General features: G+C 38.2%; 16 protein-coding genes and 1 pseudogene. 15 read left to right on the top strand and 2 right to left on the bottom strand.

Translation table 11 applies throughout. The features are described from left to right. Positions 1-240 precede the first annotated feature (240 nt). From CHI06_RS24150 to CHI06_RS24140, 3 genes are all read left to right on the top strand, one after another. The gene (locus tag CHI06_RS24150; protein WP_095251115.1) at positions 241-1,110 is read left to right on the top strand and encodes a YitT family protein; all 870 of its coding nucleotides are present in this window, start codon (positions 241-243) and stop codon (positions 1,108-1,110) included. A gap of 98 nt (positions 1,111-1,208) precedes the next feature. Next, positions 1,209-2,075: an SPFH domain-containing protein gene (locus CHI06_RS24145; RefSeq protein ID WP_095251110.1), complete on the top strand. Its 867-nt coding sequence runs from the start codon at positions 1,209-1,211 to the stop codon at positions 2,073-2,075. Positions 2,076-2,088: 13 nt separating this feature from the next. Beyond that, positions 2,089-2,268, top strand: a complete 180-nt coding sequence (locus CHI06_RS24140) for an Arc family DNA-binding protein (protein ID WP_095251109.1) — start codon at positions 2,089-2,091, stop codon at positions 2,266-2,268. A gap of 211 nt (positions 2,269-2,479) precedes the next feature. Here the strand turns inward: CHI06_RS24140 and CHI06_RS24135 are convergent, their stop codons facing one another. Further along, a complete protein-coding gene (locus CHI06_RS24135; protein WP_095251108.1) occupies positions 2,480-2,731 on the bottom strand; it encodes a sigma-G-dependent sporulation-specific acid-soluble spore protein CsgA in 252 nt (83 codons plus the stop codon). Between the two features lie 148 nt (positions 2,732-2,879). Between CHI06_RS24135 and pssA the strand changes: the two genes are divergently transcribed. Both pssA and CHI06_RS24125 read left to right on the top strand, forming a co-directional pair. Next, positions 2,880-3,371: a CDP-diacylglycerol--serine O-phosphatidyltransferase gene (gene pssA, locus CHI06_RS24130; protein ID WP_095251107.1), complete on the top strand. Its 492-nt coding sequence runs from the start codon at positions 2,880-2,882 to the stop codon at positions 3,369-3,371. 146 nt (positions 3,372-3,517) lie between these two features. Beyond that, entirely contained in the window at positions 3,518-3,787 is a 270-nt protein-coding gene (locus CHI06_RS24125) for a hypothetical protein (protein ID WP_095251106.1), read from the top strand. A gap of 28 nt (positions 3,788-3,815) precedes the next feature. Here the strand turns inward: CHI06_RS24125 and CHI06_RS24120 are convergent, their stop codons facing one another. Then, a complete protein-coding gene (locus CHI06_RS24120; protein WP_095251105.1) occupies positions 3,816-4,697 on the bottom strand; it encodes a VanW family protein in 882 nt (293 codons plus the stop codon). A 218-nt stretch (positions 4,698-4,915) separates the two neighbouring features. On the opposite strand from CHI06_RS24120, the gene CHI06_RS24115 reads away from it, so the two are divergent. The 10 genes and pseudogenes from CHI06_RS24115 (at position 4,916) to CHI06_RS24070 (ending at position 15,004) form a co-directional block, all read left to right on the top strand. Continuing rightward, positions 4,916-5,110: a hypothetical protein gene (locus CHI06_RS24115; RefSeq protein ID WP_095251104.1), complete on the top strand. Its 195-nt coding sequence runs from the start codon at positions 4,916-4,918 to the stop codon at positions 5,108-5,110. Between the two features lie 110 nt (positions 5,111-5,220). Next, on the top strand, positions 5,221-6,429 hold the full coding sequence (locus tag CHI06_RS24110; protein WP_095251103.1) for an acyl-CoA dehydrogenase: 1,209 nt from the start codon (positions 5,221-5,223) through the stop codon (positions 6,427-6,429). 105 nt (positions 6,430-6,534) lie between these two features. Further along, a pseudogene (locus CHI06_RS24105) lies at positions 6,535-7,286 on the top strand (SDR family NAD(P)-dependent oxidoreductase). Positions 7,287-7,315: 29 nt separating this feature from the next. Further along, complete coding sequence (locus CHI06_RS24100) at positions 7,316-8,929, top strand: long-chain-fatty-acid--CoA ligase (protein ID WP_095251102.1); 1,614 nt, start codon at positions 7,316-7,318, stop codon at positions 8,927-8,929. Positions 8,930-9,026: 97 nt separating this feature from the next. Next, complete coding sequence (locus CHI06_RS24095) at positions 9,027-9,590, top strand: TetR/AcrR family transcriptional regulator (protein WP_095251101.1); 564 nt, start codon at positions 9,027-9,029, stop codon at positions 9,588-9,590. Between the two features lie 110 nt (positions 9,591-9,700). Continuing rightward, entirely contained in the window at positions 9,701-10,774 is a 1,074-nt protein-coding gene (locus CHI06_RS24090) for a phosphotransferase family protein (RefSeq protein WP_095251100.1), read from the top strand. Between the two features lie 182 nt (positions 10,775-10,956). After that, the gene (locus CHI06_RS24085; protein WP_095251099.1) at positions 10,957-11,736 is read left to right on the top strand and encodes an enoyl-CoA hydratase/isomerase family protein; all 780 of its coding nucleotides are present in this window, start codon (positions 10,957-10,959) and stop codon (positions 11,734-11,736) included. Positions 11,737-11,751: 15 nt separating this feature from the next. Next, entirely contained in the window at positions 11,752-12,726 is a 975-nt protein-coding gene (locus tag CHI06_RS24080; protein WP_095251098.1) for a quinone oxidoreductase family protein, read from the top strand. A gap of 180 nt (positions 12,727-12,906) precedes the next feature. After that, positions 12,907-13,608 carry a response regulator transcription factor gene (locus CHI06_RS24075; protein WP_095251097.1) on the top strand — a complete coding sequence of 234 codons (702 nt, stop codon included), beginning with the start codon at positions 12,907-12,909 and terminating at the stop codon, positions 13,606-13,608. Next, positions 13,580-15,004 (top strand): sensor histidine kinase, encoded by a 1,425-nt coding sequence (locus CHI06_RS24070; RefSeq protein WP_095251096.1) that lies wholly within the window; start codon positions 13,580-13,582, stop codon positions 15,002-15,004. The genes CHI06_RS24075 and CHI06_RS24070 overlap by 29 nt, the downstream gene beginning before the upstream one ends. Positions 15,005-15,163 lie beyond the last annotated feature (159 nt).

The following is a 15,163-nucleotide window of genomic DNA, read 5'->3' as shown; positions in this document are numbered from 1 at the left end:
AAGCGAGACAGGCTCGGCGGTCGCCCGCGGAAAGCGAAGTGCCAGGACCGAAAATCACCAACAAATTTTAATGGGTAAATATCTTTGAATTTCACCTAGAAATATGGGAAATAAAGTGCATAAAAATTCAAAAAACTATCAATAAACTGATATAATGGAATTACAAGTTTATACGAAAGGGGCAAGATAATGTCAGGAATCCCAAATGCTAATCTTAACGAGCAACAAAAAGAAGTACTGATGGAGAAAGTTCAACACAAAGGGTTAACAACCAGCAAGATTATACAAAGAATTATGCTCATTACAATCGGGGCAGCTTTAATGGCCGTAGGGTTGGAAATTTTTCTCGTTCCTAACCATGTTATCGATGGAGGCATTGTTGGAATTTCGATTATGCTTTCTTATTTGACTGGTTGGAAACTTGGGATTTTTATCTTTATTCTCAACATTCCTTTTTTCTTTATCGGTTACAAACAAATTGGAAAAACCTTCGCATTATCCACTCTTTATGGAATTATCATTCTTTCCATTGGCACTACACTCCTTCATCCAGTACCAGCTTTTACCCAGGATATCTTACTTGCAACCGTTTTTGGAGGAATCGTCCTCGGAATCGGAGTAGGGATGGTCATCCGCTACGGAGGATCTCTGGATGGTACGGAGATTCTCGCAATATTATTTAATAAGAAGCTTCCATTTTCTGTTGGTGAAATTATCATGTTTTTTAATTTATTTATTCTTGGAAGCGCAGGTTTTGTATTCTCATGGGATCGAGCTATGTATTCTCTAATAGCCTATTTTGTCGCCTATAAAACCATCGATATTACCATTACCGGCTTAGATGAATCCAAATCGGTTTGGATTATAAGTGACAATTCAAAAGAAATTGGCGAGGCCATTATGAATCGACTTGGACGTGGCGTTACCTATATTAATGGAGAGGGTGCCTACTCAGGAGATCACAAGAAGGTAATTTTCTGTGTCATTAACCGGCTTGAGGAAGCAAAGTTGAAGGAAATTGTTACTGAAAGTGATGAAAACGCATTCCTCGCCGTTGCAGATATCGCTGAAGTACGCGGAGGCAGGTTTAAGAAACGAGATATTCACTAGAAAAGCTGCCTTTTGGCAGTTTTTTTTATGGTCTTTTCGATATTAAAGTGATATCATAATGATAGTAGATAAAAACTCGTTTTAAGGGAGTGGTTGGTTTGAAAGAAAAAGAAATGTTTAAATTGAACGGGGTTATTGGTGTTATTCTCTTCCTTTTATTTGGTGCACTAACAGTATTTTGCTTCAGACAATTTATTTTAACAGAAAGCTTTATTATGGTAATTGTTTCATTTGTATCACTAATCATAACAGTCCTAATTATTTCAGGGTTTACCATTATTCAACCAAATCAAGCAAAGGTATTTACGCTTTTTGGAAGCTATCTTGGAGTAATAAAGCAAGAGGGATTCTGGTTATCGGTCCCGTTAACCATCAGAAAAAATGTATCACTTAGAGTGATTAATTTTAACAGTGACAAATTAAAAGTAAACGATTTGGAAGGAAATCCGATTGAAATTGCCGCAGTAGTCGTCTATAAGGTGTTTGACTCCGCAAAAGCGGTTTTCGATGTTGAAGATTACAAAGAATTCGTTCATACTCAAAGTGAAACGGGATTACGCCATATAGCAAGTCAGTACCCGTACGATAATTTTAATAACGATTATGAAATCTCTTTACGACAGCATTCAGATGAAGTTGCGGACGAATTAACAAGAGATCTGCAAGAAAGGCTGCATCTGGCTGGTGTGGAAATAATAGAAGCAAGAATTATGCATTTAGCTTATTCCAGTGAAATTGCACATGCAATGCTGCAAAGACAACAGGCGAAAGCCGTGTTAGCTGCTAGGAAAGTAATTGTTGAGGGAGCCGTTTCAATGGTTAAATCTGCAATCGACCAACTGAGCACAGAAGGAATTGTAGATCTTGATGAAGAAAAGAAAGCACAAATGGTAAATAATTTAATGGTAGCTTTAGTTTCCGATAAGGGTAGTCAGCCGATTATCAATACAGGTAGTATCTATTAAGGTTGTGACAAAAGTGGCTGAGAAGAAAAGATTTTTACTGCGCATTGATCAAGAAATCTATGATGCACTAGAGAAATGGGCAGAGGATGAATTCCGAAGTGTAAATGCACAAATAGAACTGCTCATTAAAAAAAGTTTAAAGGATTCAGGCAGACTTAAAAAAAATAGAGGTAAGGGCAGTAAAGAGGAATAATATGCCTTGGAATTAAGGGGATTGTCGGTTCAAGGCAATCCCTTTAAAATTAACTCACATTCTGTCGTTTGGTGAAGAATTGGTGCTTGATTAACCTCAATTTTTGTCGTTGTATGCGCTTACCTGGGAAATAATTAACTGCCTTTTTATTTATTTCCCAAAAGGGAGATGTTAGTTTTCAACTAACATCTCCCTTTTATGTAGCCAAAGTCTAAAATAGCAGTTCGAATACTTCATTTAATTCATGAGCCCTTTTTTTATCTTGTTCTTCCTTTGCATAATTAATTTCTTGAGGAAGCATTTCGTTTAAAAAATCAATCTCCTTTTGGCTTAACTGTCTCACAAAATCACCTTCAGAACTAAACTTTCCTTCAGATAATTTGCGATATAATTGTTTCCCTTCAGAATGTTGATCACTGTAATTTGATAATATTTCACGTAAATAGCCCAATGTTTTATCCATTTAAGTCAACCATCCTTTCACATTTATCTTTTGACGAAATGGGATTTATAATACCTGTCCTAGTCCTAGATTCACTTTATTATAAATGGTGCAGACTATAGAAGAAATGATTGGGTCGGAAGGATTGTTCTAAAAAGGGGGGATCTGCTTGTTAAACCATTTGGTTAAGGCAGTACCAAATTTATTTACCATTGGGAACTTATTATCTGGTGTTTTTTCGATTACCTTTAATATGAATGGATATTTACAAATGGCATCAATGTTTATATTCTTATCAGCAATATTTGACTTTTTTGATGGCCGCTTGGCAAGAAGGCTGAAAGTGAATAGTGAATTTGGAGTTGAATTGGATTCATTAGCTGATATTGTCAGTCTTGGAGTGGCACCAGCGCTATTATTTTACTCATTAGAACCATCATCACTTTTCACGACTATTGCATTTATGCTATTTCCAACGATGGGAGCATTACGCTTAGCGAAATTCAATGTAAAGCCAACCAGAGGTTACTTTATGGGTATGCCAATTACGGCTGCTGGGCTGTTAATGGCTTGCATGGGAATTTTTCTATACAGTAATACATTCATAACCATACTCCTATCGATTCTTATGGTGAGCCCTATAAGAATCAAGAAGATATAACGTTTTGATAACCAAAATATTTACTGTAAACAAATAACATTTCACCAGTAGTTTCCCAATCATATTCTCACCTTAAATGTAAAGATTAAGCTAATGGAAGGGTCATTTTACTTTCCATTCTTACGTTAGAAAAAGGAGTGCTTTGGATGAGAAATAGGATAATGCCGTTTTTTAATATGTTTGGTAAGAAACGAAAGAGCAGGGGGGCCTTGTGGGCATCTCTACTTGGAGTCGGAATAAGTGCCGCCGTTTTTGGTCTAAAAAGAGGAAAACGAAAAAATATTGCAGTGCCTTTTCAAGATGTGGTCCAAAGCTTCACACCCAAAACTAACTTAAATGGCATGAGTAACACTGCACTAGCTGAATTCTCAGAAGAGTTATTAGCTAGTGCACTAAGAAATGATAAAAATCGATAAAAAAAGTCCGCATACAATGCGGGCTTTTTCAAAGTGCCGGGAAGGGAACTTTCTTGGGCTTATATTCAATGACCTCTGAGGAATATAGTTTAATGACTAAAAGATTCCCAAGTGTTCTAGCTTGGATTAAGATGGGTTGATTGTACATATTCTTAAATTCAAAATCAGGACCGTACCAGCTTACGGTTGCATCACGTCCGGGTGGAATATAGGGGACATGTCTGCTGTGAGAAAAACGCTGAACGATTTTCAGCCCTGCGTTATCTACGGCATTAAATAATGTTGAAGAAACCTGACATATTCCTCCGCCGATGTCTTCGGCATATTCACCTCTGACAATCACTTTAGCTTTTTCATATCCCTTCTCAGTTGTCCGCTTGCCTACTACAGCATTAAATGAAAATGTTTCACCAGGAAAAACAACATGATTATTAATTGCTTCGACTGCCAATTGAATATTGTGTGATCGCTTTTTATTCCTAGGATTAAAAGAAGTAATGTAACGACCAATTCGAATACTGCGGATATCAGAAAGTAATTCACTATCCACTTTTGGATAAACAGGATACATAGGTATTTCTAATGTTGATTTGTTCTGTACAAAAAAAAAGGAATAGAAGCTTTCTGTAAAAGCTTGTCGATTAACGCTCAGACCAACCTGCTCAGGAATAATATTTCCATGCTGATCCAGCTTTGCATTTTTTGGTATCACAGATAACTGTTTTTCTAAATGATTTAACAATTCATTATATTTTTTTGTATCCAAAATAAATTGACTGGGATTACCTACAGCGTAATCTTCTCTATTTATTGTAGAAATAGGTTTTCCTTCTCTTGTTATTTCCAAACCCGCTTGAGGTGTTATTTGCTGAATCATAAATAAAAAAGTAAATAACCATGTAAGACTCATATAGCACAAACCTCCCTCATGATAATTTGAGGCAAAATTTGTATTTTTATGTAAGAAACTAACCTAAATAATTTTTGGCAGTGAATTTACATACAAGCGTCCCTCTTTTTTTTATGTTTGATTGAAAAAAAGTGTAGAAAAATAGTATATAATCAAGTAATAACACGAATTTCGCAAAGTGCTAGCAGTTTGCTATTTAAATGATAGGAGTGTCTCCCTTGGCTGAAAACGGAAGAATACAATTAAATGTAAGGATCTCAAAAGAAACCTCTGATAAACTGGACGAAATTGTTGAATACTATCAAGAAAACCTTAAATTAGGCAGAGTATATAAAGGTGATGTACTAACTGATATCATAGAAAAATCACATGAATTAATGAAAAAGCAAAAAATGGGTATAAAGAGATACTAAATTATTGATTTGTTAGAATATTTAGAAATAAATTTGAATATTTATTGTTTGGAGGTATAATAGTAATTGTGGCATACCAACTGGTTAGTATGTATGAAAGGGTGAAGTGAATGGAATTTTTATATTCTGCTAAAGTGAAAGAGTTACAGACAAAGCTGACAAACTTCATGGAAGAACACGTATATCCGAATGAAAAAGTGTATGAGCAGCAATTAAACGAGCTGGAAAATCGGTGGAGTGCTGTCCCTCAGGTAATGGAGGACTTAAAGGACAAAGCAAAGGCTGCTGGTCTCTGGAACTTATTTCTACCAGAAAGTGAATATGGAGCAGGTTTAACGAACTTAGAATATGCTCCGCTTTGCGAAATAATGGGGCGCTCAATGATTGGTCCTGAAGTGTTTAACTGCAGTGCACCTGATACAGGTAATATGGAAGTAATTGTTCGCTATGGTAAAGAGGACCAGAAGGAAAAATGGCTTAAACCACTACTAGCAGGGGAAATTCGTTCTTGTTTTTCCATGACTGAACCGGCGGTAGCTTCATCCGATGCAACAAATATTGAAGCAAGCATTGTAAGAGATGGTGATGAGTATATCATAAATGGACGTAAATGGTGGTCATCTGGCGCTGGAGATCCTAGATGTAAAATTGCGATTGTAATGGGGAAAACAGATTTTAATGCAAACCGTCATGAACAGCAGTCGATGATTCTTGTACCTCTTGATACTCCAGGGGTGACAATTGAAAGGATGCTGCCTGTTTTCGGTTATGATCATGCTCCGCATGGACATGCTGAAATTTCTTATGAAAATGTGAGAGTTCCGGCAGAAAATATTCTGTGGGGTGAAGGTAAAGGATTTGCGATAGCTCAAGGAAGATTAGGACCTGGAAGAATTCATCACTGTATGAGATTGATTGGTGCAGCGGAGCGTGCTCTTGAACTTTTATGTAAGCGCGTTCAAGAACGTGAAGCCTTTGGAAGACCACTTTCAAGTCAAGGGGTTATTAAGGAATGGATTGCTGATTCAAGGATTGAAATTGAACAAGCAAGGTTATTGACGCTAAAGGCAGCATATATGATGGATACTGTTGGAAACAAAGAGGCGAAAACAGAGATTGCTATGATTAAAGTGGTGGCACCTAACATGGCTTTACGTGTGATTGACAGGGCGATTCAAGCTTTTGGGGGTGCAGGTGTATCAGATGATTTTCCACTTGCAGCAATGTGGGCGAATTCTAGGACTCTGAGACTTGCAGACGGTCCAGATGAAGTGCACCGTGCTCAGATAGCGAAGCTTGAATTAAGAAAATATCAATGAAATAAATAATAAAAAGTTCGATATGTAGATGAAGGTATCTCAAGAAAGCTGTCGAAAGAAATGGTAGAAAAGATAGAGAGATTAGGAGAAAGGCAGTGAAGTACCTTGAAATTGAAAGGAAAAATTGCCATTGTAACCGGCGGGGGTTCTGGGATTGGGCGCTCTACAGCGATTCGCTTTGCGAAAGAAGGGGCAAAGGTGGCTGTTTGTGACCTGGATTCACTTAGCGGGATAGAAACCGTCAGCCTGATTCAAGAACCTGGTGGTGAGGCTATTTTTATCAAAACAGATGTGAAGGACTCCAATCAGGTAAATGATCTTATTAAGACCACAATAAATACTTTTGGCGGCTTGCATATTTTGGTTAACAATGCTGGAATCGGCCATTCAGAGGTAAGAAGTGTTGATCTTTCAGAGGAAGAATGGGATCACGTAATTGATATCAATTTAAAAGGTGTATTCCTTGGAATAAAATATGCGATACCTGAAATGAAAAAATCAGGCGGCGGTTTATTATTAATACTTCTAGTTTACTAGGATTAAAGGGTAAAAAATATCAAGCTGCTTATAATGCCTCAAAGGCAGGTGTAGTACTTCTAACACAAAATGCAGCACTTGAGTATGGCAAATACAATATCCGTGTGAATGCCATTGCTCCTGGGGTTATTGATACAAAAATTATCGATGTCTGGAAGCAAGATGAGAGAAGATGGCCATTTATATCGAAGGCTAATGCGCTGGGTAGAATTGGAACTCCTGATGAAGTGGCAAATGCTATTTTCTTCTTAGCTTCAGATGAAGCATCGTTTATTACAGGTGCAACAGTGTCCGTTGATGGTGGAGGACTTACTTTTTAACCTTAATTGATAATTTGGGAGGGAAAAGAATGGCTGAAAAGAAGATAGGAATGGCACAATATCCAGACTCGATTTCATCAACAATCTTAAATCCTGAAAAAAATCTAGTAGAAATACTTCAAGAGACAACCGCAAAATACCCTGCAAATAATGCACTATCCTTTTATGGAAGAAAAATAACCTATCAGCAATTATTAGGACTTTCTCAAGGATTTACTTCTGCACTTCAGCAAAATCAGGTTCAAAAGGGAGAACGTGTGGCACTAATGCTTCCGAACTGCCCGCAATATGTCATTTCTTATTATGGCACGTTAGGTGCTGGTGCAATTGTGACTCAAGTAAATCCTATGAGTGTCGAGCGAGAGCTTGAATATATCCTGAATGACTCTGGAGCAGAAACTATTGTAGTCATGGATGCTTTCTATCCGAGAGTAAAAAGTGTTCAGTTAAGAACTAGCTTAAAAAATATTATTGTCGTCAGCTTGCAGCCATCTGTACAAGATTTCACCTCAGATTGCAGCTTTGAACAATTCTTAGCAACTGGCAATGAGCAGGTAACTCCTGTAAATATTGAATTGGAGCATGATATTGCTGTTCTCCAATATACAGGCGGCACAACAGGGAGGTCTAAGGGAGCGATGTTGACTCATGGGAACATCGTTGCAAACGTCCTCCAATCCTATGAATTTTTCAAACATGAATTTGAATTAGGAAAAGATCGCTGTTTAACGGTCATTCCTCTATTCCATGTATTTGGAATGACAGCTTGTATGAACTTAACCATTTTTACTGGCGGGGAATCGATAATGCTTCCACGGTTTGATTTAGAGGAAGTATTAAATACAATTAAGCATGAACAGCCTACTACATTCCCAGGGGTTCCGACCATGTATGTGGCCATTACCAATCATCCTCGTGCTGAGGAGTTCGGTTTGAATAGTATAAAAACTTGTAATAGCGGAAGTGCACCTATGCCAGTAGAACTTCTTCGTGAATTTGAAAGAAAAACAGGAGCAAAGATTTTGGAAGGCTATGGACTTTCCGAAGCGTCTCCAACCACACACTGCAACCCGCCTTTTGCAGACCGTAAACCAGGAAGTGTAGGCATTGGGATGCCATCTACGGAATATAAGATTGTAGATGTGGGCAGTGGTTTAGAAGAAGTTCCAGTTGGGGAATTTGGGGAAGTGATTATTAAAGGCCCGCAAATTATGAAGGGTTACTGGAATATGCCGGAAGAAACAGCCAATACATTAAGAGATGGCTGGCTCTACACTGGGGATATAGCAAAAGTAGATGAAGATGGTTATTTATATATCGTTGACCGAAAAAAGGATTTAATTATTGCGAGCGGTTTCAATATTTATCCTCGAGATATTGAAGAAGTGCTTTATGAGCATCCAGCTGTTCAAGAAGCCGTAGTCATTGGTGTTCCTGATGTATACCGTGGAGAAGATGTAAAGGCTTTTGTCGTTTTGAAGGCTGGCCAAACACTTACAGAAGACGAAGTTATTCAATATTGTAAGCAAAATATGGCAGCTTATAAGGTTCCAAGAAGTGTTGAGTTTCGTGAGCAATTGCCTAAGACACAAGTCGGTAAAATTCTGCGTCGTGCCTTACGAGAAGAGTCAGTTAAAAAATAGGAAGACTAACAATTTTCTGCCTATTGTCCGTGATAGTTGCGAAAAAGAATATGATATAATTTCACTAGACCTATTACAGATTGCGAGGACACAAACGGTGAAAGATAAATTAACAGAGCATAGTATCCGATTGTTTGAGAAAAAGGGGTTTAAGGAAACGTCTATTCAGGACATTGTGGATTCTATAGGTGTAACCAAAGGGACCTTTTATTATTATTTTTCTAGTAAAGAAGAACTCTTAATGGACATTAATCTTGGATACATTAATTATTTACTAGAAAAACAAAAAGAAATTTTAGCGGATAACAGGAGCTGCAAAGAGAAGCTGTTCGAGATTGTTTACTTGCTGATAGGTAATATAAAAACCCAAGGATACGCCGCTAAAATCTTCTTTAGGGAAATGAAAAATCTAAATGAAGAAAGACTCGCCTTAATCGTACCTAAACGGGATGAATTCCGATTAAATGTTGAGAAAATACTGATCGATGGAATGGAGAAGGGAGAGTTCCGAGAAAACTTAAATGCGCATATCGTTACCTTTGGTATTCTAGGTGCATCTAATTGGAGCTATCAATGGTTTAATCCAAATGGAGACTCTACTGATCGAGAAGTGGCAGAGATTTTTGTTGAAATGATTTTAGAGGGAATTCAAGCAAATTAAAAATAAATGGAGGGTTTTTTCTTACAGCTAAACTCTCCTTTCGCTATTGCCCTACTATCCGGTCAGAATGTGCAAAAGAGACTGAATTTTTTGAGAAAAGGTGGGTTTCTATGCCTCATCAAATAAGTAAAGATACAATTCCAGTCCGAAAAGGGGAGGAATTAGATTTAGCTGTGTTGGAAAAATTTTTACGCAGCAATATTGAAAACCTGCCAAATAACCCCCTAGAACTTCTGCAATTTTCCGCAGGTCATTCTAATTTAACGTATCAAATAAAAGTAGGTGAATGGGAAGCTGTTTTACGACGTCCGCCATTAGGACCACTTGCACCTAAAGCACACGATATGGAAAGAGAATTTAAAATTATCTCTGAGCTTCATCCTGTCTTTTTAGCCACCCCGAAACCAATCCTGTTTTCCGAGCTGGAGGAGATTGTAGGAAGTCCATTTTTTATCATGGAACGGAAAAACGGTATGGTCATTGACACTTCTTTTCCGGAGGAAATTTCAGTAACAAAAGAGCTGTGTCAACAATTATCAGAGGTAATGGTAAATAAATTAGTGGAGCTTCACGGGATTAATTATAGAGATACTGGCCTTGGAGCTATTAGTAAACCAGAAGGTTTCACAGAAAGACAGGTTCATGGCTGGATAGGTCGCTATGAAAGAGCGAAAACGGATGAAATCGCTGCGGTTGAATCCTTGAAAAAATGGCTGGCAGGTAATATACCGGTTCAACAAACATCTGCTGTCATTCACTATGACTACAAATTTAATAATGCGATGTTTAATGAAAGCCTTTCGGAAATGGTGGGGCTATTTGATTGGGAAATGACAACAGTAGGTGATCCGCTTGCAGATCTTGGAGTGGCCATGAGCTATTGGAATCAAGCTGATGATCCGGAGGATTTAAAAAAAGGGCTAGGAAAAGCGCCTGTAACGGTAAATGAAGGATTCTATACAAGAAAGCAATTTATTGAGCTTTATGCGAAGAAAAGCGGCCGAGATGTAACCAATATGAACTTTTATTTAACCTTTGCCTACTTTAAACTAGCTGTCATTTGTCAACAAATTTACTATCGATATAAAAAAGGTCAAACCAATGATCTTCGGTTTGCTCATTTCAATTATAAAGCAAAAATGCTAATAGAACATGCTGCTAGTGTTTCTTCTGGAGAGTTGTAGGAGGTAATAACATGGGCAGGCAGCACGGATAGCGGAATTTACTGGTGGATAGCGAGATTTACTGGCGGATAGAAGGATTTACTGGCGGATAGCGGAATTTACTGGCGAATAACGAGATTTACTGGCGGATAACGGAATTTACTTGCGGATAGCAAGCCAGTAGATAAGGGAGGAAGATTTTATTGAAGAATAATGACTTATTAGTTGAAAAGCTAGGACCAGTTTTGTCCTTAACATTGAACCGTCCGGAGACTTTGAATGCATTTAGTTCGGATATGATTCTAGGATTGAAAGCCGCACTTCATGAAGCAAAAAATGATCCTGATGTACAGGTAATTGTTTTGTCCGGGTCTGGCCGCGCATTTAGTGCTGGCGGTGATGTGAAAACAATGGGACAGGCAGATGGGAATCAAACCTATGAACATATAGGTAAACTTAATGAGCTCATTCTATTAATGAAGGATGTAGAAAAACCGATTATCGCTTCTGTACATGGCTTTGCGGCAGGGGCTGGTTTCAATTTAGCGTTAGCGTGTGACATGATTGTTGCGGCTGAGGATAGTAAATTTGCCCTTAGCTTCTCGAAGGTAGGTCTCGTATCTGATGGTGGAGGGTCTTATTTCCTTCCAAAGCTAATTGGACCACACCTAGCCAAGCAGTTTTTCTTTAGTGCAGAACCCATCCCTGCAAAGCGTCTCTACCAATTAGGCGTGATTAATGCTCTATTCTCATTAGAGAGACTCCAAGAGGAAACTACGAAAATAGCGCTTAATTTAGCGCAGGGTCCTGGAAAAGCATTTGGTAAACAAAAGAAATTAATTGACCATTCCTTCAACGCAACACTCGAAGAAATCCTTGAAGAAGAGCGGCTTACACAAGTATTAATGGTTCAAACAGAAGACCATAAGGAAGGCGTCGCTGCCTTTAAGGAAAAAAGAAATCCAGTATATAAAGGCAGGTAGAAAGGGAGTTTTTACATGAAAGCAGTTCAATTACAAAAATTTGGCGGACCTGAAGTATTAGAGATTATTGAGATTGATAGACCCGTTCCAACAGGACGTGAGGTACTAATTGAAATAAAAGCAATAGGCGTCAATTATGCAGACACAGCAAGAAGAGAGGGACAATATGTCGTTAAAACCCCTCTTCCATTTATTCCAGGAGCAGAAATTGCTGGAGTGGTTACAGCTGTCGGCGAAAAAGTAACCGGTGTTAAGCCGGGGATGAGGGTTGTTACGCTAATCGAATCAGGAGGATATTCAGAATTTGCGCTTGCTGACGAGCGCTCACTGATTCCAATTCCTGAGCAATTAGACTTTCAGAATGCTGCAGCATTACCGCTCCAAGGGTTAAGTGCCTATCATGTTTTAAAAACGATGGGACGTTTGGAGAAAGGGGAAACTGTTCTTGTTCACGCAGCCGCTGGTGGTGTTGGAACTCTTTCTGTCCAATTAGCTAAGCTGTTTGGTGCTGGGAAAATCATTGCAACCGCAAGCTCTCCTGAAAAATTAGAACTTGCCCGCAAAATGGGTGCAGATGTCCTAATTAACTACAGTGAATCAAACTGGGTAGAACAGGTTCTTGAAGCAACTGGCGGCAAAGGAGTAGATGTTGCACTTGAGATGGTTGGCGGTGATGTATTCAATAAAACATTAAAATGTCTAGCCACCTTTGGCCGACTTGTTGTATTTGGTGCAGCAAGCGGAGAGCAGAGCAGAATGTATCCGTCTTCACTGATGGCTCGAAATCAGTCTGTTATCGGATTTTTCCTGCCGCAGATTATGAGAAAACCTGAGTTGCTTCAGACTAGTTTAGTAGAATTACTTACCTATCTTGGGGAAGGAAAACTGAAGCTTACGATTGGCGGTGTGTTCCCGTTAGTGGAAGCGGCAAATGTACATGTGTTAATACAATCAAGAAAAACGACAGGTAAGTTAATATTAGAACCATAAATCTTTCACAGTTAAGTGTTTTAAGGTCTGGACATGTTTCCAGGCCTCTTTTTCGCGGGTATATTAACAAACTATGAACAAATTATTAAATAGCCGGGAAGTTTTTGCGATATAGTTGATATGAAACAAAAATCGTATAAACTGAAGAAAAGAAGTGATTTTGGTAGGAGTTGACGGATTTTGAAAATACTCGTGATTGAAGATAATACAAGTGTGTGCTCGATGATAGAAATGTTTTTTGCAAAGGAAGGAATTGAAGGTACCTTTGTCAATGATGGACTTGAAGGATACAATACATTCAAAACAGGAACATGGGATGCTTTGATTGTCGATTGGATGCTGCCAGGAATGGAGGGAGTAACCATTTGCCGGAAAATTAGAGAGGAAAAATATACGGTGCCAATTATTATGCTGACTGCGAAGGATACAGAGTCAGATCAAGTCCTCGGTCTTGAAATGGGAGCAGATGACTATGTGACCAAGCCTTTTAGCCCGCTTACTCTTATGGCAAGAATCAAAGCGGTCACACGCAGATATCAAACGCAAGTGAGTGCTCAGACAGAGGATTTCCTACAGACGGAACATTTTAAAATTAGTAAAAATACCCGTGAAGTGCTTGTTAATGGGGTACCAATTACAAATCTTACGCCAAAAGAGTTTGATCTCTTATATTATATGGTGGAACATCCACGGCAGGTTTTTTCGAGAGAACAGCTGCTTGAACGGGTTTGGGGATATCAATTTTACGGTGATGAACGGACAGTAGATGTTCATATTAAGCGACTGCGAAAAAAAGTAGAAACTGCATCCCAGCCATTCTTTCACACTGTATGGGGGGTAGGTTATAAGTTTGATGAGTCGATTCAAACAGATAAGAATTAAATATTTTTCTCAACAGTTTATCAGCCACATTAGTATCATTATTGTCGCATTTCTTGTCTTAAGTCTATTGTTTGCTCACTATGTAGGTAACTTGGTTTATGAGAATAAAGCAGACGAATTGATTTCTTATGGTGAAGCCATCATTTCTGATATTGAACGGAATCCAATCGCAACGGATCAAATAATCAACCAATACAGCAATGTATTACGTTCGAGAAAAATTAGTTTTAGTATGTTTGATCAAGAGGCCAATCTTTATGCTGTCGGTAGAAACGGGCCTGCCATCGAGTTGAAACCTTCAGAGTGGGAGAAGATTACAGATGGTAAAACCATCATTGTTCAGAGCGATTATAAACGATTTGATCAAGACGGTGTGACCTTTGTTGTTTTACCCTATATAGATAATCGCGACAGGTTTGTGGGTGGGATATTGTTAACCTCGCCCATCAGTGGGTCAAGTGTAATGATCCGTCAAGTGAATCAATTTTTAATTTATACCATCTTAATTGCATTAGGTGTTTCATTTTTACTCAGCTGGCTTCTTTCAAAAATTCATGTGAACCGGATTAAACGGCTCCGAGAAGCGACTTCGCTTGTATCAGCTGGAGACTATCATGTACACGTACCGTCCTCTAATTTTGATGAAATTGGTGAGTTAGCAAATGACTTTAACCATATGGTAAAAAAATTAAACCATTCGATGGAGGAAATTGACGCACTGGAGAATCGCAGACGTCAATTCATGGCCGATGTTTCTCATGAAATGCGGACGCCGTTAACCACCATAAGCGGGGTTATTGAAGGCTTGAAAAATGACATGATTCCTGAAGAGGATCGGGATCGTGGTATCAATTTAGTGAGTCATGAAGCAAAACGACTCATGCGACTTGTCAATGAAAACCTTGATTATGAAAAAATCCGCTCGAATCAAATTCAGTTATTTAGGGAAGATATACAGTTGTTTGAACTATTAGAAATTATCCAAGAGCAGTTAACCGTACAGGCTGCAGAGAAAAATGTACAAATCATCGTTGATGCGGACGAAGAGGTGATGGTCAATGCTGACTATGACCGTCTTGTTCAAATATTAATTAATATTACCAAGAACAGCATCCAATTTACTTCAGATGGTACGATTTGGCTTAGAGGAAGAAAAGAAAAGCAAAATACAATTATTGAAGTTGAAGACACTGGTATTGGCATAGACCCAAGTGAAGTCGAAAATATATGGCGTCGTTTTTACAAAGCAGATATTTCTAGAACGAGTAATCCTTATGGGGCATTTGGTCTAGGTCTATCGATTGTAAAGCAGTTGGTGCTTCTTCATAATGGAGAGATTGATGTACAAAGTGAAAAAGGAAAAGGTACAAAATTTACTATTACCTTCAAACAGTAAGCAGCAGGGAAATTCCTGCTGTTTTTATTTTTTTAAATATCCGACTTTTTTCTTAATAATTTCCAATTCCCGTTATAGTTTGTTAACAATTTTTTCATAATTATGGGCTAAATTATAAATAAGATAATTAATTACACAAATTTTAGTGTAAAGGAGAAG

Origin of the sequence: Bacillus sp. 7884-1 (assembly GCF_002272245.1) — a bacterium.
Taxonomy (GTDB): Bacteria; Bacillota; Bacilli; order Bacillales; family Cytobacillaceae; genus Neobacillus.
Note: the sequence above shows the minus strand (reverse complement) of the source record. Positions and strands in the feature narration are given on the sequence as shown.

What these genes read in the sequence shown, in the direction of transcription:
- CHI06_RS24120 (WP_095251105.1), bottom strand. Translation starts at nt 4,697, where the DNA reads ATGAGTCTTACATGGTTATTTACTTTTTTATTTATGATTCAGCAAATA.
- CHI06_RS24100 (WP_095251102.1), top strand. Translation starts at nt 7,316, where the DNA reads ATGGCTGAAAAGAAGATAGGAATGGCACAATATCCAGACTCGATTTCA.
- CHI06_RS24090 (WP_095251100.1), top strand. Translation starts at nt 9,701, where the DNA reads ATGCCTCATCAAATAAGTAAAGATACAATTCCAGTCCGAAAAGGGGAG.
- CHI06_RS24110 (WP_095251103.1), top strand. Translation starts at nt 5,221, where the DNA reads ATGGAATTTTTATATTCTGCTAAAGTGAAAGAGTTACAGACAAAGCTG.
- CHI06_RS24070 (WP_095251096.1), top strand. Translation starts at nt 13,580, where the DNA reads ATGAGTCGATTCAAACAGATAAGAATTAAATATTTTTCTCAACAGTTT.
- CHI06_RS24150 (WP_095251115.1), top strand. Translation starts at nt 241, where the DNA reads ATGGAGAAAGTTCAACACAAAGGGTTAACAACCAGCAAGATTATACAA.
- CHI06_RS24135 (WP_095251108.1), bottom strand. Translation starts at nt 2,731, where the DNA reads ATGGATAAAACATTGGGCTATTTACGTGAAATATTATCAAATTACAGT.
- CHI06_RS24080 (WP_095251098.1), top strand. Translation starts at nt 11,752, where the DNA reads ATGAAAGCAGTTCAATTACAAAAATTTGGCGGACCTGAAGTATTAGAG.
- CHI06_RS24125 (WP_095251106.1), top strand. Translation starts at nt 3,518, where the DNA reads ATGAGAAATAGGATAATGCCGTTTTTTAATATGTTTGGTAAGAAACGA.